The organism is Kibdelosporangium persicum, assembly GCF_013280595.1.
In the GTDB taxonomy this organism is placed as follows: domain Bacteria; phylum Actinomycetota; class Actinomycetes; order Mycobacteriales; family Pseudonocardiaceae; genus Kibdelosporangium; species Kibdelosporangium persicum.
On sequence record NZ_JAAATY010000005.1, the window covers coordinates 40,749 to 59,128 of the forward strand.

At 68.5% G+C, this 18,380-nt stretch carries 18 protein-coding genes; 10 read left to right on the forward strand and 8 right to left on the reverse strand.

The features are described from left to right. Positions 1–56: 56 nt before the first annotated feature. From GC106_RS11070 to GC106_RS11085, 4 genes are all read left to right on the forward strand, one after another. The gene (locus GC106_RS11070; RefSeq protein WP_173127966.1) at positions 57–716 is read left to right on the forward strand and encodes a response regulator transcription factor; all 660 of its coding nucleotides are present in this window, start codon (positions 57–59) and stop codon (positions 714–716) included. Position 717: 1 nt separating this feature from the next. Then, positions 718–2,082, forward strand: coding sequence for a sensor histidine kinase (locus GC106_RS11075; RefSeq protein WP_173127969.1), 1,365 nt, complete (start codon positions 718–720; stop codon positions 2,080–2,082). Then, complete coding sequence (locus GC106_RS11080) at positions 2,073–3,020, forward strand: TAXI family TRAP transporter solute-binding subunit (protein ID WP_173127972.1); 948 nt, start codon at positions 2,073–2,075, stop codon at positions 3,018–3,020. Before GC106_RS11075 ends, GC106_RS11080 begins: the two co-directional genes overlap by 10 nt. 88 nt (positions 3,021–3,108) lie before the next feature. After that, on the forward strand, positions 3,109–3,384 hold the full coding sequence (locus tag GC106_RS11085) for a GlsB/YeaQ/YmgE family stress response membrane protein (RefSeq protein WP_173127974.1): 276 nt from the start codon (positions 3,109–3,111) through the stop codon (positions 3,382–3,384). Between the two features lie 69 nt (positions 3,385–3,453). Here GC106_RS11085 and GC106_RS11090 read toward each other — a convergent pair whose 3' ends face one another. From GC106_RS11090 to GC106_RS11110, 5 genes are all read right to left on the reverse strand, one after another. Beyond that, the gene (locus GC106_RS11090) at positions 3,454–4,050 is read right to left on the reverse strand and encodes a DUF5655 domain-containing protein (RefSeq protein ID WP_173127977.1); all 597 of its coding nucleotides are present in this window, start codon (positions 4,048–4,050) and stop codon (positions 3,454–3,456) included. A gap of 26 nt (positions 4,051–4,076) precedes the next feature. Continuing rightward, complete coding sequence (locus tag GC106_RS11095) at positions 4,077–5,072, reverse strand: VWA domain-containing protein (protein ID WP_376777722.1); 996 nt, start codon at positions 5,070–5,072, stop codon at positions 4,077–4,079. Next, positions 5,072–5,956: a DUF58 domain-containing protein gene (locus tag GC106_RS11100; protein ID WP_173128737.1), complete on the reverse strand. Its 885-nt coding sequence runs from the start codon at positions 5,954–5,956 to the stop codon at positions 5,072–5,074. The genes GC106_RS11095 and GC106_RS11100 overlap by 1 nt, the downstream gene beginning before the upstream one ends. 59 nt (positions 5,957–6,015) lie before the next feature. Beyond that, entirely contained in the window at positions 6,016–7,071 is a 1,056-nt protein-coding gene (locus tag GC106_RS11105) for an AAA family ATPase (protein ID WP_173127980.1), read from the reverse strand. A 191-nt stretch (positions 7,072–7,262) separates the two neighbouring features. Then, positions 7,263–8,585, reverse strand: coding sequence for an NlpC/P60 family protein (locus GC106_RS11110; protein ID WP_312872593.1), 1,323 nt, complete (start codon positions 8,583–8,585; stop codon positions 7,263–7,265). 156 nt (positions 8,586–8,741) lie between these two features. Between GC106_RS11110 and GC106_RS11115 the strand changes: the two genes are divergently transcribed. Both GC106_RS11115 and GC106_RS11120 read left to right on the forward strand, forming a co-directional pair. Beyond that, positions 8,742–9,215: a hypothetical protein gene (locus GC106_RS11115; RefSeq protein WP_173127983.1), complete on the forward strand. Its 474-nt coding sequence runs from the start codon at positions 8,742–8,744 to the stop codon at positions 9,213–9,215. After that, complete coding sequence (locus tag GC106_RS11120; protein ID WP_173127986.1) at positions 9,212–10,663, forward strand: DUF3824 domain-containing protein; 1,452 nt, start codon at positions 9,212–9,214, stop codon at positions 10,661–10,663. The genes GC106_RS11115 and GC106_RS11120 overlap by 4 nt, the downstream gene beginning before the upstream one ends. Before the next feature lie 68 nt (positions 10,664–10,731). Here GC106_RS11120 and GC106_RS11125 read toward each other — a convergent pair whose 3' ends face one another. Beyond that, positions 10,732–11,385: a TetR/AcrR family transcriptional regulator gene (locus GC106_RS11125; RefSeq protein WP_217280372.1), complete on the reverse strand. Its 654-nt coding sequence runs from the start codon at positions 11,383–11,385 to the stop codon at positions 10,732–10,734. An 84-nt stretch (positions 11,386–11,469) separates the two neighbouring features. On the opposite strand from GC106_RS11125, the gene GC106_RS11130 reads away from it, so the two are divergent. Then, positions 11,470–12,150: an NAD(P)-dependent oxidoreductase gene (locus tag GC106_RS11130; protein WP_173127989.1), complete on the forward strand. Its 681-nt coding sequence runs from the start codon at positions 11,470–11,472 to the stop codon at positions 12,148–12,150. A gap of 424 nt (positions 12,151–12,574) precedes the next feature. Continuing rightward, positions 12,575–15,430 carry an aconitate hydratase gene (locus GC106_RS11135; RefSeq protein ID WP_312872594.1) on the forward strand — a complete coding sequence of 952 codons (2,856 nt, stop codon included), beginning with the start codon at positions 12,575–12,577 and terminating at the stop codon, positions 15,428–15,430. Between the two features lie 57 nt (positions 15,431–15,487). On the opposite strand, the gene GC106_RS11140 is transcribed toward GC106_RS11135, so the two are convergent. Then, positions 15,488–16,120, reverse strand: a complete 633-nt coding sequence (locus GC106_RS11140) for an O-methyltransferase (RefSeq protein WP_173127995.1) — start codon at positions 16,118–16,120, stop codon at positions 15,488–15,490. An 82-nt stretch (positions 16,121–16,202) separates the two neighbouring features. Here GC106_RS11140 and GC106_RS11145 point away from each other — a divergent pair, with 82 nt between their 5' ends. Together GC106_RS11145 and GC106_RS11150 are read left to right on the forward strand one after the other, a co-directional pair. Then, the gene (locus tag GC106_RS11145; protein WP_173127999.1) at positions 16,203–16,784 is read left to right on the forward strand and encodes a TetR/AcrR family transcriptional regulator; all 582 of its coding nucleotides are present in this window, start codon (positions 16,203–16,205) and stop codon (positions 16,782–16,784) included. Between the two features lie 253 nt (positions 16,785–17,037). Next, positions 17,038–17,475, forward strand: coding sequence for a hypothetical protein (locus tag GC106_RS11150; protein ID WP_173128002.1), 438 nt, complete (start codon positions 17,038–17,040; stop codon positions 17,473–17,475). A 43-nt stretch (positions 17,476–17,518) separates the two neighbouring features. Here the strand turns inward: GC106_RS11150 and GC106_RS11155 are convergent, their stop codons facing one another. Beyond that, positions 17,519–18,337 (reverse strand): endonuclease/exonuclease/phosphatase family protein, encoded by an 819-nt coding sequence (locus GC106_RS11155; protein ID WP_173128005.1) that lies wholly within the window; start codon positions 18,335–18,337, stop codon positions 17,519–17,521. Positions 18,338–18,380 lie beyond the last annotated feature (43 nt).

Below are 18,380 nucleotides of genomic sequence, written 5' to 3' on the forward strand. Positions count from 1 at the left end.
TGCGGGTGACCTCCAAGTCACCCGGGTTGGAGAAGACCACGTGAAGGAAGACTGCCGTGCGGGTGTTGCTCGTCGAGGACGACGACGGTGTCGGTGACGCACTGACCGAGGCGCTGGCCGCCCGTGGCCATGTGCCGACGCGGGTTCGCCGCGGGGCCGACGCGCTCACCCGCCACCACGAGGCCGATCTGGTCCTGCTCGACCTTGGCCTGCCGGACACCGATGGCCTCGAGGTGCTGCGCATGCTCCGCAAGGTCGCGGACGTGCCGGTCCTCGTGCTCACCGCACGCGGCGACGAACGTTCTGTCGTCCGGGGCCTGCGGCTCGGTGCGGACGACTACGTGGTCAAACCGGTCCGGCTGGCCGAGCTGCTCGCCCGGATGGACACCATCACCCACCGGGCGGCCCGGTCGGCCGCGGCACTCACCAACGTCGTGCGGGTGTCCGATGTGGAGATCGACATGTCCGCCCGTCGCGTGCGGGTCGGCGGCGAGGAGACCTCCCTGACGACCAAGGAGTTCGAACTGCTGGCGGTGCTGGCGAGGCGGCTGGGCACCGCGGTCAGCCGCCAGCAGCTGATGGACGAGGTCTGGGGGGACGCCTACCTGGCCATCTCCCGGTCGCTCGACGTGCACATGACCCAGTTGCGGGGCAAGCTCAAGCGCCCTGGCCTGCTCACCACGATCAGGGGTTTCGGTTATCGGCTGGGTGAATGACATGCGGACGCGGCTGCTGGTGGTGCTGCTCCTGATTTCCGCCACGGCGGTCGCCGGGTTCGCGTGGCCGCTGCTCGGCAGCACGGCCGCGGCCCGCACGCAGCAGTTGCTGATCTCGCGGACCGCGGAACTGGACCGGTTCGCCGCGTTGGCACAGCAAGCCGACGACACCGGGGACATCAGCCAGTTGGCCATCGAAGTCCGCGCGTACACGGATCTCTACGGTGAAGCCGTCCTGGTGGTGGACACGCGCAAGCGTCAAGTCCTTGCCACGGGCGGACTTCGGGCCGACGATGTCGGGTCCCTCATCGACGGGGCGTTGCGCAACCAACCCGGGCCGCGGCCGGCGGAGTTACGGCCCTGGTCTTCGGGCGACCTGCTGCTGGCTCGTCCTGTCGGCGCGGGCACACGGGTCGCGGGCGCGGTCGTGCTCAAGGCGTCCGTGACGGCCGCGGCGTCGGACGTCGCGCACGACTGGCTGCTGATCGCTGTGGGAGCCTTGGCCGCCGCGTTGTTGTTCGTACTGCTGGCAGTGGTTGTCTCGCGTTGGGTGTTGCGTCCGCTGGCCCAGCTCGAACGAGGCGTGCTCGCTTTGGCCGCCGGTGAGCAGCGTACGCACGTGCCCGCCAGCGCCGGACCGCGCGAACTGCGGGCGCTCGGAGCGTCGTTCAACAAGATGTCCGACGCGGTCGCCGAAGCCGCGGACCAGCAACGCAGGCTCGTCGCGGACGCGTCACACCAGATGCGCAATCCGATGGCCGCGCTCCGGCTGCGCGTGGATTCCCTTGCCGGACAGGTGAAACCCGACGGCCTGCGGACGTACAACGGGTGTGTCGCGGAGGTCGAGCGGATGGAGTCACTGCTCGACGGCCTGCTCGCGCTGGCGACCGCGGAGAACGTCGACCACCGGCAGACCGAAGAGGACACTTGCGACGCCGCGACCGTCCTGGTGGAACGGTACGACGCCTGGCACGCCTCAGCGGACCAGGCCGGCGTGGAGCTTGAGCTCGGTACGGTGGAGCACTTCATCGTCGCGATGCCCGACTCCGAGCTCGGCCAGGTGCTGGATGTGTTGCTGGACAACGCCGTCAAGTACGCGGGCACAGGCGCGCGGGTCGACCTCAGCTGCACCGGCGGAACGATCACGGTGTCGGACAACGGTCCCGGCCTGCCCGCCGAGGACCTCGCCCGCGCGACTCAGCGGTTCTGGCGGTCCAGTCAGGCCGGACCCGGCGGCACCGGGCTGGGCCTGGCCATCGCCGAACGCCTGGTCACCGCGCGCCACGGCACAATGTCCGTCGAGGCCGCCGAGCCGCACGGGCTCGCAGTCCGCGTCACCCTGCCGATGGAGTCCCCATGCCCCTGACCCGGCGATCAGTGTTGCTCGCCAGCCTCACCGGCCTCGCCGCCCTCGCGGGCTGCGGTGGCGGCTACTCCGGTCCACCCAGGACACTGTCCATCGCCGCGGGCGAGGAAGGCGGTTTCTACCTGGCGTTCGCCCGGCTGCTGGCCGGCCGGATCACCGCCGCCGAGCCGCGGCTGACCTGCACGGCACTGACCACAAAGGCCAGTCAGGCCAACCTGGAGATGGTGGTGACCGGCAAAGCAGACCTTGCTCTTGTCCTGGCTGACACCGCACAGACCGCGATGGCGGGCCGGAGTCCGTTCACGACACCGCTACCGGTGCGGGCGCTGGGCCGCGTGTACGAGAACTACATGCAGCTCGTGGTTCGCGCGAACGGGCCGATCCGCGGGATCGCCGACCTGACGGGACGAGCGGTGTCGCTGGGCGCGTCCGGATCGGGCGCCGCGTTGTTCGGCGACCGGCTGATCAGGACGGCGGGCGTACACCCGCGCGTGGAACGCCTGCCGCTGGCCGAAGCCGTCGCTCAACTGACCGACGGCCGGATCGAGGCGCTGCTGTGGTCCGGCGGCGTGCCCACACCCGCGCTGGCCGAACTGGACAGCAAGGTCGGCATCCTGCTGCTGTCGCTCGACGTCGTCGCGCCGAGGCTCCGAGCGGAGTACGGCCCGGTTTACGAGACTGTGACCGTTCCGTCCGGCGCGTACCAGCACGTTCGGGATGTCCGGACGATCGGCGTGGCGAACCTGCTCGTCTGCTCGCCCACACTGCCCGACGACGTGGCCGGCGCGGTGGTGTCCGTGCTGGTCAGGCAGGCCGCGGAGCTCGTGCCCCAGCAGGCGTTGGGCACCCAGTTCCTCGACTCCCGGACGCTGATCGCGACCGCGGGCGTCCCGCTGCACCCCGGTGCCGCGGAAACGTACCGCGACCTGCACGGATAACGGTTCCGCGTTTCAAGATGCCGATCTGGGGGACCCCTGAGACCGTAGGAGCAAGTGGTTCACCCTCTGCACTCAAAAGGAGTGTGCGATGACCATCGAATCGATCCTCGGTGCGATCGTGATCGGTCTGATCATCGGAGCGCTGGCCCGGTTGATCATGCCCGGCAAGCAGAACATCCCCATCTGGCTGACCATTGTGGTCGGTATCATCGCCGCCTTCCTCGGCAGTCTGGTGGCGAGGTGGGTCGGTGTGCAGGACACCCCAGGGATCGACTGGATCGAACTACTGTTCCAGCTCGGCGCCGCGATCCTGCTGGTGGGCATCGTCTCCGGAGCGATGGGTTCACGAAACGTCCATCGATAACACTTGACCAGGTCCCCCTCGTGAGTGTTTGTCAGGGTTAGAACACTGACAAACACTCACGAGGTCTGTTCAGGTGTTTTGCTCGTACGCCACCGCCAGCCAGTAGCAGACCTCGTCGTCCACGTCCTCGACGTTCACCAACGGGATCCGGTGCGTCATGGCGTCGTCGCGCAGTACCTTCGCGGACTGCAGACGCGCGGCGAACCGTTCGTGGCCGCCCGACAGGTCCACGATCCGCAGACCCAGGTCCACCCGGGTCTTCGTGGTCGGTTTGACCATCGCGAACTTGCGGCGCCTGGTCCGCAGGGTCACGTACGTCTTGCGTGCCTGCACTTCGACAAGGCCCTGGTGGGCGATGCCCACCCCGGCCTCGATCACCTCGTTGAACACCGGGCGCAGGTGTTCCCGGTCGGCGAACTGGTCGTCGACCAGTTCCTCGGCCGTCTTGAGCAGGAACTCCGGGTAGCCGAACCGCTCCATGATCAGCAGCTGCTGGGCGTAGCCGTTGATGTTGCGGGTCTTGAGCCACTGTTGCAGCTCGTCGCGCGACGTGATGCCGGTTTCCCTGATCCTGACGTTCCAGTCGTCAACGCCATGACCGGTCTGACGCTTGAGCAACTGGGCAGACCACTCGTGCATCTGCCGCCAGTCCTTGGCGTCGACCATGCCGCCTCCCCGGACACCGGGCCCTGCTACGGCAGCCGCTGCCCGATGAACAGCGCACTGGCCGCGGCGCTTATCGCCGCGATGGTGCCCAGTATCAACCATGGCCGGCTGGCGTCGGCGTCTTTGATCTCATATCCGATTTGTTCGCCGAGCGTGTCGTAGACCTTGCGCAGCTCATCGGCGGTCGCGGCCTTGTAGAACTCGCCGCCGGACAGCTTGGCGACCTGCTCGAGCGAATCGTCGTCGACCGGCACGGCGGTGCGCCTGCCGTCGATGTCCACAGTGCCCTCGGTCGTGCCGAACGAGATCGTGGAGACCGGGATCTTCACGTCGGCCGCGGCGCGGGCGGCGGTGAACATGCCGCGCGGATCGTCCTGGTTGTCGGTCGGAATGGTCTGCTTGCCGTCGCTCATCAGCACGATCCGGGCCGGCGGCGGGCCTTCCTGGCCGCCGACGACCTGCGAGAAGCTTTCGATCGACTGCAACGCGGAGAAGATCGCCTCGCCGGTCGCGGTGGACTGGGCCAGCCGGAGCGTCTCGATCGCCTTGACCACGCCCTGCCGGGACGTCGTCGGCGAGACCAGCACGGTCGCGGTCCCGGCGAACGAGATCAGGCCGAGGTTGATGCCCGGTGTGAGGCCGTCGGCGAACGACTTGGCCGCCGCCTGGGCCGCCTCCAGCCGGTTCGGTTTGACGTCCGTCGCCTCCATCGACAGCGACACGTCGATCACCAGCATCACGGTCGCACGGTTGCGCGGCACCTTCGCCTCGGCGGTCGGCCCGGCCAGCGCGATCGTGAACAACGTGAGCGCCACCAGCAGCAGTGCGATCGGGACGTGCCGCGTTCTGCGTGCCCGCTTGGGCGCGACCTTCTCCAGCAAAGCGAGATTCGTGAACCGCATCGTGTTACGGCGTCGCCTGCGCTGCAGCAGGACGTACCCGGCCACCAGCGCGGCGACCGCGATCAGGAGCAGGAACCACCACGCGTCGGCGAACCTGCCGAAACTCAGTCCCAGGAACATCAGGCCGCACCTCCTCCGGACCAGCCACGTTTGCGGGCCACGACGAACCGCACCGTGTCAGCCACCCAGTCGGAATCCGTACGCAGAACCAGGTGCCCCGCGCCGGCCCGGCGGATCGCCGCCGCGACCTCGGCACGGTGCTGCGCGGCCGCGGCCGCGAACTCCCGGCGCAGCAGCGGCGTGGCGTGCACTTCACGCTGTCGGCCGGTCTCCGGGTCGGACAACACGACTGTGCCGACGTCCGGCAGGTCGACGTCCCGGGGGTCGAGGACCTCGATGGCGATCAGGTCGTGCCGGGCCGACAGGCCACGCAGCGCCCGCTGCCAGTTCACGTCCCCGAGGAAGTCCGAGATCACCACGACCAGCCCGCGCCGGCGTGGCGGCCGACGCAACTGCTCGATCAGCGTGGCCAGATCCCCGGCCGTGCCTTCGGGTGCGCTCGGCGTCTCCGCGACCTTGCGGATCAGACCGCGCGCGTACGCCAGGCCGCCACGCGCCGGCACACGTGTCGTCTCTTTGCCCGTCGAGATGACCGCGCCGATCCGGTTACCGCCGCCTCTGGTGAGATGCGCGACGGCAGCCGTCGCCGCGACGACCAGATCGCGCTTCTCGCACGCGGCCGTGCCGAAGTCCAGGCTCGGCGACAGGTCGATCGCGAGCCAGGTCTCCAGCTCACGGTCGGCGACCGTCTCGCGGATGTGCGGCGTCGTGGTACGCGCGGTGACCGCCCAGTCCATCCGGCGCACGTCGTCGCCGGGCTGGTACGGCCGGGCCTCCCCCGGTTCGGTGCCCGGGCCGGGCACCAGGCCGAGGTGGTTGCCCTGCAACAGACCGTCGAGCCTGCGCCGGACGTCCAGTTCGAGCAGGCGCAGCCCGGCTTCCATCCGGTCGCCGCGCAGGATCGGCGGCGTCCACGAGGGACGCTCGGTGGTCTTCTTCTCGCTCACGGCTGGGTTGCCGCGCCCGCAGGTGCGTAGTGACCCTGCGGCGGGGCCTGCTGGGGCCGCGCCGACACCTGCGGCAACGGCACGGTCTGCAGGACACGCGTGATGATGTGGTCCAACGGGACACCGTCGGCCAACGCGTCGTACGACAGCACGAGCCGGTGCCTCAGCACGTCCGGCACGACGTCCACGACGTCCTGCGGCAGCACGTAGTCACGTCCGCGCACCAACGCGAGCGCACGCGCGGCGGCCACGATGCCCAGGCTCGCACGCGGCGACGCACCGTACGCGACCCAGCCGGCCACATCCGTCAGGCCGTGCTCAGCGGGCGTACGCGTCGCGAGGACGAGGCGGACGACGTAGTCGACGAGCGCGTGGTGCACGAACACCTTCGAGGCCACGCCCTGCAGGCGCGTCAGCTCGGCGGGTGAGAGCACCTGGTGCGGCTCCGGCGGCGTGACGCCCATCCGGTAGACGATCTCGCGCTCTTCCTCGGCCGTCGGGTACTCGACGATGATCTTGAAGAGGAACCGGTCGCGCTGCGCCTCCGGCAGCGGGTACACGCCCTCGTTCTCGATCGGGTTCTGGGTGGCCAGCACCAGGAACGGGTCGGGCATCGGGAAGGTCCTGCCGCCGATGGACACGTGCCGCTCGGCCATCACCTCCAGCATCGCCGACTGCACCTTGGCGGGCGCGCGGTTGATCTCGTCGGCCAGCACGAAGTTGGCGACGACCGGGCCGAGCTCGACGTCGAACGACTCCGAGCCCTGCCGGTAGATCCGGGTGCCGAGAATGTCGGCGGGCACCAGGTCGGGGGTGAACTGCACACGGGAGAACGACCCGCCGACCACCCGCGCGAACGTCTCGACCGCCAGCGTCTTGGCCACACCGGGGACACCTTCGAGCAGCAGGTGCCCCTTGGCCAGCAGGCCGACCAGCATCCGCTCGACCAGCCGGTCCTGCCCGACGATCACCCGTTTGACCTCGAACACCGTACGTTCGAGCAACTGCGCGTCACTGGCCGGGGTGTTCGTCCCAGCCTCGGGTTCCGTCACGGGCCAACCTCCAACAAGACACGGTTATCCACCGGGTCCCATCGAAACCGATCAGCGGTGTGACCTCTGTGAAGACGCCCCAAAACCCTCGTGAGTGTTTATCGGTGTTCTAACCCTGATAAACGCTCACGAGGGGTGACGCACGTCGAACGGTACGAGGAGGCCGACAGCACCGCTGCTGTATCCCGAAGTCAGAGCAGGCGCGTCACGTATGGGACCAGACCGCCGTAACGCACGGGCGTGATCCGCACCCGCGAACCCGAGTACGGCGCCTCGACCATCTGTCCGTTGCCGATGTACAACGCGACATGGTGGATCCGGCCGCTGGTGGACCAGAACAACATGTCGCCCGGCGCCATCTGCGACAGCGGCAGTTGCCTGCCCGCCTTGGCCTGGTAGCCGCTGTAGTGCGGCAGCTCGATGCCCACACCGGCGAAGGCGTAGATCATCAGGCCGGAGCAGTCGAAGCCGATTTTCGCGTAGTCGCCGAACGAATCCGCGACACCGCCGTCACGGATGCCGCGTGTCGGGCCGTTCGCGTTGCCGCCGCCCCACGCGTAGGGCACGCCTAGTTGGGAAATGGCTCGCGCGATCACGGTCGCGACCGCGCCGCCGGTGACCGGCGGACGGCCGGGCGCCGGGCGGCTGGGTTTTGCTCCAGGACGGTGTTTCTGCGCCGCTGCCGCCGCGGCGGCGGCCTTGGCGCGTTCCTCGTCCTCGCGCTGCTTCGCCGCTTGCCACTCGCGATAGCGCTGCAACTGCGATTCGAGGCCGCCGACTTTCGCCTGTGCCTCAGCCAGTTCCTGCTCGGTCCGGGCGCGGAACGATTCGAGCTGGACGGCTTCGGCCGCCTGGGAACGGCGTGCCTGCTCCGCTACGGCGGTGGCCTGGTCGGCGACGCGTTTGGCGCCTTCCGCCTCGGCCTGCTTCTCGTTGGCCAGGTCCAGCGCGGCGCGGGCGCGTGAGTCCTTATTGGCCTGATCGACCCGGGCGCGCTGCATGCGGTCGAGTGCGTCGAGTTGTCTACTGCTCACCGCGTTCAGCAAGGCGGCACGGTCCAGCAGATCCCGAGGGCTCTTGGCGCCGAAGAACGCCGTCATGGAACCGACTGTGCTGCCCTGGCGGAAGCTCGCCGCGGCGAACTCGTCGACGTCCTCGTGCACCTGCTCGATCGCGGTGCTCGCGGCGTCGGCCTCCTGCTTGGCGGCGGTCGCGTCGGCGCGGGCTTTCGCCGCGATGTCACGGGCGTTCTCCAGGTCGACGAGCGCCTTGTTGGCGTCCTCCATCTTCAGTTCGACCGCCGCCTGAAGATCGACCAGTTTGGACTCCGCCTCGGCGAGCCTGTTGGTCAGCTCGCCGACCTTGCCCGCCTTGGCGTCCCGGTCCGCCTTGCTGTCCTGGATCTCCTGGTCGCTGGGCTTGGGCGGTGGCGGGGGAACGGCCATGGCCGAGGGGGCGGCGGTGAACGCCAGCAGTGCGGCCAGGATCTGCACGACGGTTCGACGGACCCGCACGGCACCTCCTCCTCGACCACCACTTACGTCACAGCGAACACCGTTCGTAACAGTGACAACTTAGCCACCGTGCATCACAGAATCCTCTGTGGACAGCCCGGACGTGCCAATTCGACCCGAACGGGGGACGCCGGGCCGGCCTGGGACGATCATCGGGTGCGGACTTCACTGCCACGGATCGCGGCCTTCGGGGCGGCCGCGGGCCTCGCCATCGTCGTGCTGGGCACGTTCCTGTCCTGGGTCCGGTCGGGCACCGTGTACTACTCGAGCTACGAGTCACTGGGAATCCTGCGGCACCTCGGCTTCACGGACGTCTTCCCGGCGCTGCGGGTGTTCCTCGACGTCTGGCTGGGCGTAATACCGGCGGTGGCTGTCGCGATTGCCATGTACGCTCTGCGCCTACGCCGGACGGCCGCGGCACTCGCGGTCATTTTGGCGTTGATGATGGGAACGATCGCGGGGGCAGCCGCCGTCCAAGGGGACGACGGGGACGGCGTCATCGGCATCGCAAGCACCGGACCAGTGGTCACACTGACGGGGTCCGTGCTCGCGCTGATCGGGGCAGTGCTCGTCCTCGTCACGGAGCGCAACCGGGTGAAGCAGCAGTATCAAACTGGAGGGAACCTGTGACCTACCCGCCTTCCGGCGGCCAGTGGCAGCCGAACGATCCGAACCAGCCACCGCAGCAGCCGGGCGTGCCGAGCGGCGGGTTCCCCGCACAGCCGGGCGACTACCCGCAGCAGCCGGGCTACTCCCAGCAGCCCGGGTATCCGCAGCAGGACTTAGGCCAGCAGCAGGGTTACCCCCAGCAGGGCGGCTACCCGCAGCAGGACTACGGCCAGCCGCAGTACGGCCAGTACCCGCAGCAGCCGCAGCCGAAGAAGAAGACCGGCCTGATCGTCGGTGTGCTGGTCGCGGTCGTCGCGCTGGTCGCCGGTGGCCTGGTGTACTTCCTGGCGATCCGGCAGAGCGACAGCGTCGCCGAGGGCGCGCCGTCGCCGACCGCGGCCGCGCAGAACCTGGTCGACAAGATCAACGCCGGTGACGTCGTCGGCCTGTTCACCGTGTTGCCGCCCGCCGAGTCCGCTCTGCTGCGCGACGCCAACACGCAGATGACCAACGAGCTGAAGCGGCTGGGCATCTACAAGCCGGACGCCGACCCGAACAAGATGACCGGGCTGAAGGCGACCGGGCTGAAGTTCGACGAGAGCAAAAAACAGAAGGTCAACGACCACCTCGAGATCAACATGCTGGTCGAGGGGCAGTTGGAGGTCAACTCCGACATGCGGGACCTGCCGTTCAACGAGAAGTTCCTCGACGAGGCCTTCCCCAACGGCATCGACCAGGGCGCGCAGACGCAGAAGATCGACATCACCAAAGAGGTGCAGCGCTCGAAGGAGCCGATCCGGATCGCCACGGTCAAGGTCGGGGACGAGTGGTACCCGAGCCTCTTCTACACGATCGCCGACTACGCCCTGCTGGCCGGCAAGCAGCAGTGGCCGTCCAGCCCGGTGCCGGCCAACGGCGCGGGCAACGCGGGTGACGCGGTCAAGCAGTTCGTCGGCGCGGCGGTCGACGCCGACATCAAGCGCCTGATCGAGCTCACGCCGCCGGACGAGATGGGTGCGCTGCACGACGCGGGCCCCGCGCTGCTGGAGGCGATCGGCAGCCCCGAGCCGTCCGGCGTGAAGATCGACAAGCTGGAGGTCGACACCAAGGACACCACCGGCGGCACCAAGGTCACGCTCAAGGAGCTCGAGGTCTCCGCGGAGGGCGAGACGTTCCGGATCGTGCGCCAGGGCGACTGCTACGAGGCCACCGCCGAGGGCGAGACCCGCAAGATGTGCGCGGCCGACATCGCCAAGGAGATGGGCGACAGCAAGATGCCCGCCGCGGCCAAGAACGCGCTGACCCACGTCATGGAGGGCGTGTTCAAGGACGGTGTCGGCGTGGTGGCGACCGAGGTCGACGGCAAGTGGTACGTCAGCCCGGGCCGCAGCTTCTTCGAGGTCTTCCTGCAGATCATGCGCGGTTTGCAGCCGGGTGACATCGAGGCGCTGCTCAAGAGCATGAAGTAAGGCCCGCTGGCACAGGTTCCTCCGCGTGTCCACCTTTCCGGCACCCCGTGCCGGAAAGGTGGACACGGCTATGTCGAGTCCGGGTGCAGGGCGTCGAGGATCAGGGCCAGGCCGAATTCGAACTCGTCGGCGTAGTCGTAGCCCGGTTGGCTGGCGTGCTCGGTCATCAGCTCGGTGAGGTGGGGGTACGCGTCGGCCGGCAGGTCACGCAGGATGCCGTCGGCCACCTCGTCGAGTTCGGCACGGCTGGCGAACGGCAGGCTCAGCTCCTGGATGACGAACCCGTACACGTAGCTGTCGATCAGCGAGAAGGCGTGCGCGGCCATCGCGACGGAGAAGCCGCCCGCTCGCAGAACGCCTAGGACGGCGTCGTGGTGGCGCAAGGTCGCGGGGCCAGGCCGGCTGCGGGAGTCCATCAGACCGACGGCCCAGCGGTGACGCCGTAGCACCGAGCGCGACGACGCGGCACGGTCGCGCATCGCCTGCTTCCAGCCCGAATCCGCCGTCGGCAGGTCGATCTCCCCGAACACCGCGTCGATCATCCCGTCGAGCAGGTCCTCCCGGCCGGCCACGTGGTTGTACAGCGACATCGCCTCGACGCCCAGCTGGGCGGCGACCGCGCGCATCGTGACCCCTGCTTCGCCCTTCTCGTCGGCGAGCGCCATCGCGGCGCCGACCACCCGCTCCCGGCTGAGCGGCACCCGCTTCGCTTTCGCGCTCATCACCCCGTCCTCCCGATTGACGGACTTACGTTGTAAGTCTACCGTGACTTACAACGTAAGTTAGCCACGGACGGGAGATGACCCATGCGAAAGGTCTGCATCGTCGGCGCCTCGGGAAAACTCGGGCAGTACATGGTTCAGCACGCGCTGGACCGCGGTTACGAAGTCGTCGGCGTGTGCCGGGAACGCAGCGTCCCCAAGCTCGCCGCGTTCGCCGACCGCATCACGATCGTTCCCGGGCACACGAACGACCGAGAGGTGATCCGCGAGGCGGTCGCCGGATGCGACGGCGTACTGACGGTGTTAGCGCCGTGGGGAGTGCAGCAGTACTCGTCGGGCACGGCACAGGCCGTACTCGACTACGCCGACCCCGACGCGCGCCTGGTCTTCTCGTGCGGCTGGCACATCAGCCGCGACGGCCAGGACCAGTACTCCTGGTGGTTCAAGGCGGGCGTCCGAGTCACCACCTGGCTGGCCCGGCTCGTCCGCGCCGTCGAAGTCGACGATCAGGTCGAGGCGTGCCGCCGGATCTTCGCCAGCGATCGGCGGTGGACGGTCGTCCGCGGCAGCGACCTGGAGGAGGGCGAAAGCCAGGGCCTGCCGGTGTGGAGCCGGCACGTCGGTGACCCGATCCTGGCGAGCAACCGGACGCGGCGCGTGGACTTCGCCCTGTTCATGGTCGAGGCACTGACCGACGACACGCTCATCCACGAGGCGCCGGCGATCGTCGGGCGCCTCTCCCCCAGCCCCCTGGCCCACGCCTAGGTCGTGTATCAAAGCCCCGTTCGCGATAGCCGGGCCGGATGCGGCCCCTGGCGCCACTGCGGAAACGCCCAAAGACAACCAGTATTCGCGGCGTTCCCGCAGCGACGCCAGGAACCACCCCACCGAGCCGACTCCGGCCTCCGGCCGGGGCAGACTCTCATCGAACGGGGACATCGATACACGGCCTAGTTCCACCTCGTGATAGAACGCCGGAGTCGATCTTCACTCCCCGCCGGGCACGCCACCCGACCGTGATGAACCATGTCACTCCACCCCGCCTTGTCGCCGAATACAGGACAAGCGTACTGTTAACGGCGAGGGTGGGGCCCGGGGTCTGCGAGTCCAGCGGGGATGCGCGAGACTCGGCCTGACCCGAACTGACTTTTGCTGCCACCGCACACCGGCGCGCGAGATGGAGTTGGACGTGACTGGTTCTCACCAGCCCCCTACGGGGGCTCCCACCCCCACCGGACCTGCGAGCAAGGACAGCTTCGGTGCCCGCGGCACGCTGACTGTCGGCGACACCTCCTACGAGGTGTTCCGGCTGAACGCGGTCGAGGGCGCCGAGCGCCTGCCGTACAGCCTGAAAATCCTGCTGGAGAACCTGCTGCGGACCGAGGACGGTGTGAACATCACCGCCGACCACGTCCGGGCACTCGCCGGCTGGGACCCGAGCGCCGAACCCGCCACCGAGATCCAGTTCACCCCGGCCCGCGTGGTCATGCAGGACTTCACCGGCGTGCCCTGCATCGTCGACCTGGCGACCATGCGCGAGGCCGTGACGCAGCTGGGCGGCGACCCGGACAAGGTCAACCCGCTCGCGCCGGCCGAGCTGGTCATCGACCACTCGGTGATCGCCGACGTCTTCGGCCGCCCGGACGCGTTCGAGAAGAACGTCGACCTGGAGTACGAGCGCAACAAGGAGCGCTACCAGTTCCTGCGCTGGGGCCAGACCGCGTTCTCCGAGTTCAAGGTCGTCCCGCCGGGCACCGGCATCGTGCACCAGGTGAACATCGAGCACCTGGCCCGCGTCGTGATGACCCGCAACGGCCAGGCCTACCCGGACACCCTGGTCGGCACCGACAGCCACACCACGATGGTCAACGGCATCGGCGTGCTGGGCTGGGGCGTCGGCGGGATCGAGGCCGAGGCGGCCATGCTGGGCCAGCCGGTGTCGATGCTGATCCCGCGGGTGGTCGGCTTCAAGCTGCACGGTGAGCTGCCCGCCGGCGCCACCGCGACCGACCTCGTGCTGACCATCACCGAGATGCTGCGCAAGCACGGCGTGGTCGGCAAGTTCGTCGAGTTCTACGGCACCGGCGTCGGCGCCGTGCCGCTGGCCAACCGCGCCACCATCGGCAACATGAGCCCGGAGTTCGGCTCGACCTGCGCGATCTTCCCGGTCGACGGCGAGACCATCGACTACCTGCGGCTGACCGGCCGCTCCGAGGAGCAGCTGGCGCTGGTCGAGGCGTACGCCAAGGAGCAGGGCCTGTGGCACGACGCGTCGGTCGAGGCCGCGTACTCCGAGACGCTCGAGCTCGACCTGTCCACTGTGGTCCCGTCGATCGCCGGCCCGAAGCGCCCGCAGGACCGGATCGTGCTCGCCGAGGCCAAGCCCGCCTTCCGCGGCGCGCTGGGCGACTACGTCTCGCACACCGAGGCGACGTCGAACTCCGCTGTGGACGAAGCGATCGACGACACTTTCCCGGCCAGTGACCCGATCGCGGTGCACGAGGGCGAGAACGGCGACGGCAAGCCGCGCGTCGCGCACTCCGCGGCTGAGGGCAGTCAGGGCCGTCCGTCCACGCCGACCACGGTCACCGTCGACGGCAACACCTTCGAACTGGACCACGGCGCCGTCGCGATCGCCGCGATCACGTCGTGCACCAACACCTCGAACCCGTCGGTGATGATCGGCGCCGCGCTGCTGGCCAAGAAGGCCGTGGAGAAGGGCCTCGAGCGCAAGCCGTGGGTGAAGACCACGCTGGCGCCGGGCTCCAAGGTCGTCATGGACTACTACGAGCGCGCCGGTCTGCTGCCGTACCTGGAGAAGCTGGGCTTCCACCTGGTCGGCTACGGCTGCACCACGTGCATCGGCAACTCCGGCCCGCTGCAGGACGAGATCTCGCAGGCCGCGCAGGACAACGACCTCGCGCTGGTGTCGGTGCTGTCGGGCAACCGGAACTTCGAGGGCCGGATCAACCCGGACATCAAGATGAACTACCTGGCCAGCCCGCCGCTGGTGGTGGCGTACGCCCTGGCCGGGTCGATGGACCTGGACATCGTGGGCGAGCCGATCGGCACCGGCTCGGACGGCAAGCCGGTGTACCTGGCCGACATCTGGCCGTCGCCGCAGGAGATCCAGGACGTGATCGCCTCGTCGATCTCGTCGGAGATGTTCACCAACGACTACGCGGACGTGTTCGCCGGTGACGAGCGCTGGCGTTCGCTGCCGACGCCGACCGGCAACACCTTCGAGTGGGACGCCGACTCGACGTACGTGCGCAAGCCCCCGTACTTCGAGGGCATGCAGAACGAGCCGTCGCCGGTCACCGACATCACCGGTGCCCGTGTGCTCGCGCTGCTGGGCGACTCGGTCACCACCGACCACATCTCGCCCGCCGGTGCGATCAAGACGGACTCCCCCGCGGGCAAGTACCTGACCGAGCACGGCGTGCAGCGCAAGGACTTCAACTCGTACGGTTCCCGCCGTGGCAACCACGAGGTGATGATCCGCGGCACCTTCGCCAACATCCGGCTGCGCAACCTGCTGCTGGACGACGTGCAGGGCGGCTTCACCCGCAACTTCCTCGAGGACGGCGCGCCGCAGACGACGATCTACGACGCCTCGGTCGCGTACGCCGAAGCCGGTGTCCCGCTGGTCGTGTTGGCGGGCAAGGAGTACGGCTCGGGTTCGTCGCGTGACTGGGCCGCGAAGGGCACGTCGCTGCTCGGTGTCCGCGCGGTGATCGCGGAGTCCTTCGAGCGCATCCACCGGTCGAACCTGATCGGCATGGGCGTGCTGCCGCTGCAGTTCCCGGCTGGCGAGACGGTGTCGTCGCTGGGCCTGGACGGCACGGAGACGTTCGACTTCAGCGGGATCACCAAGCTGAACGACGGCGAGACCCCGCGCACCGTCAAGGTCAAGGCCACCAAGAGCGACGGTTCGACGGTCGAGTTCGACGCGGTCGTCCGCATCGACACGCCGGGCGAGGCGGACTACTACCGCAACGGCGGCATCATGCAGTACGTGCTGCGCAAGATGGTCCGTTCCTGACAGCTGTGCTGTGAACACCGCCGGGGCCTTTCGCGGCCCCGGCGGTGTTCTTTGTGTTCAGGCGCCGGTGTAGCAGCTGACTTCCATCCCGTCCTCCACCGGGAACTCCACGCTCACGTAACCGTTCGCGGGGTCACGGACGTAGCCGAGGTAGTCGCTCATCGTGGCGAACGAGACGTCGTCCGCGACGACCAGCGCACCGGGTTCGAGCTTGGGCTCCAACGACTGCAGCACGGGCAGGCACAGGTCCTTCCAGCCGTCCAGCAGGACCAGCCCGATCGGCCCCCGGATGTCCGCGAAAGACTCACGGGCGTCGCCTGGCAGGACGGTGACCTGGCCCGCCAGCCCTGCTTCGTTGAGATTCGCTTGCGCCGCTTCACGTTTCGCGGCGTTCATCTCGCTGCCGTAGACGTGTCCCTTGCCGTTGTCGGCGACCGCGGCAGCGAGGTGGATCGTGGATATCCCGAACGACGTCCCGAATTCCACCACGGTCTCCGGCCGGGCCGACCGGACCAGCGAGTAGAGCAGCTTGCCGCCGTCGGCCGAGATCGGCATGTAGACCTCCGCCAGCGCGTCGGCATGCGCCTGGGGATCGGTGGGGTACGACTGCGGCCAGGCATCCTCCGCTGCGGCGGAGAACAACCGGTCGAGCACAGCACGCACCTGGGCCTTGGCCAGAGAGTTCGTCATGAAATCAGCTTAGACGCAACGTTGCGTCTAGTCTAGGTTGACTGGAACCGGACTTGTCCTTGAGCGGCACTAGTCTGACGGCGTGACGAAGACGCGGCATCACGGCAACCGGCACGGCCGGAGCGAAGAGGCCCGCCAAGCCGTCCTGGACGCCGCGGACGACCTGTTGGTGGAGCGCGGCTTCGCGGGCGTGACGATCGAGGGCGTCGCCGCGCGGGCGGGCGTGGCCAAGCAGACGATCTACCGCTGGTGGCCGTCCAAAGTCGACATCCTGCTGGACGCCTTCGTCGGCGACATGAACGAGGAACTGACGCCGCCCGACCTCGGCTCGCTGGCCGACGACCTCACCACGTACCTGCCCATGCTCGCCGCTTTCCTGACCGAAACCGACCAGGGCGCGGTCTTCCGTGCCCTCGCGGGCCAGGCGCAGCACGACCCGGCGGTGGCCGTGCGCTTTCGCGACGAATGCGTGGTCCCGTTGCGGGCCCGGGACAGGCTGCTGCTCGAACGCGCCGTCGAGCGTGGTGAACTTGACGGCGACCTGGACGTCGAGGTGGCGATCGACCGGCTCCTGGGGCCGTTGTACTACCGGGTGCTGGTCACCGGCGAGCCGATCACGAGAACGTTCACGGACGAACTCGTGCGGGACTTCCTCGGCACGTAGGCGGAAGATCACCCGTTCGTGCCCCCTGGGCGTGCGGCTACCTGACACCGCCTCCACTTCCCCCTCGTGAGTGTTTATCCGTGTTCTAACCCTGATAAACACTCACGAGAAGGTGCCTTGGGCGCCGTCGGCGCCATTCGCGGCCCCGGCGGTCTTGTGTCACCCGGCCAACGAGGTATGTGGCCTGCCCTTGCGGGACCGGTGGTCGCGCGGCAGGGTGGTTGCGTCGCGGCCTGGTTGGAGGTGCCTCGTGGTGGCGAACATCCCCGAGCCCGTGCCGGTGACCGAGTTGATCGCGAAGCGGCGACGTGGACGCCACTACGCCGGTGACGGTTGCCTGAACTACGCCGAAGTCGCGGATGCCTGGCCGGTCGTCTGGAACATCGAGGAAGTCGTCCGGGCCAACGGCGTCCGGACCAGGCAGGAGCATGCGACCGGCACGTATGGCACCAACAGCTGGACCGTGTACGACGCCGACGACGTGCAGCGGGTCGCCGACGCGATCGCCGATGGCTCGGCCGTGCTGCAGCCACATTGGTGCAGGAACACGGAAGAAGGCCGCGAGGCACAACGCGAGCGGTCCGAGCACTGGCGTCGGCAGGTCGTGCGCGTGCGGTGGGTCCAGAGCGTGATCGTGCTGGGTCTGCTGCTGTGTGTCGGGGTGGTGTGGTTCCTGGTGGCTCGCGCCTAAGAGAGTTCCTGTGCCGCAAGTGAGCTCGTACGGCTGTTGCCTGCTACGCGGTACCGCCGAGTCTGATCCTCGGCGCGAGGTGATCGGACAAGAAGCTGGTGCCGCTGTCCAGGTGCACCGGTTCGGTGAGGATCAGGTCGGCGCTCGTCACCGGCTGGCCGGACACCAGCAGGTAGTCGATGCGGCGGGCCGTTCGTCCGGCGGGCAGGTATTCGGCTCGGTAGGTGGGGTGATCGGCGGGCGCGAAGGCGTCGTGCCAGGCGCCGTGGTCGACGATGAGCGGGTAGAGCGGGCTGGTGCTGGCGATGTTGAAGTCGCCACCGAGGACCGACAACGGCGCGGCGTGGGCGCCTGCGGTGCGCATCGCGTGATGGACGATGCGCACCTGCTGACGGTGTATGCGGTGGTGACGGTTGGCCTGCGACCAGTCACCGTCGCGGTTGGCGGTCAGTTGGGTGTTGCCCAGCAGGAGTTCGCCGTCAGCCGTCCGCACTGTGAGGACGCCCTGCAGTCGGCAGCTCACGGCGGACTTCCCACGAAAGACCGGGTTTCCGCCGCCGGGACGTACCGTGGTGAAGGCGGTGTACGTCGGCGCGCACAGCGGTCGACGGGAGAACACCGCGAGCCCGCCCGCGGGTTGACCGGCCAGGCCCGGCCGCCAAGCGACGTAGCGCAGTGACGGCAAACGGGCGCCGATGAACCGTAGTAGCGAACGTGTCCACACCTCTTGCAGCAACAGGACGTCCACGTCCAGGTCCGTCAGGCGGCGGCAGAACTCGGCCGCCCGGGTACGGGCCGGTGCGCCTCGGGACCGCAAACCGACAAAGACGTTGAGCGACACCACATCCAGCTTCGTCGCCATCGATCCTCCGGACGGGATGCGGGTGGCGCCACTCGGCGAAGAA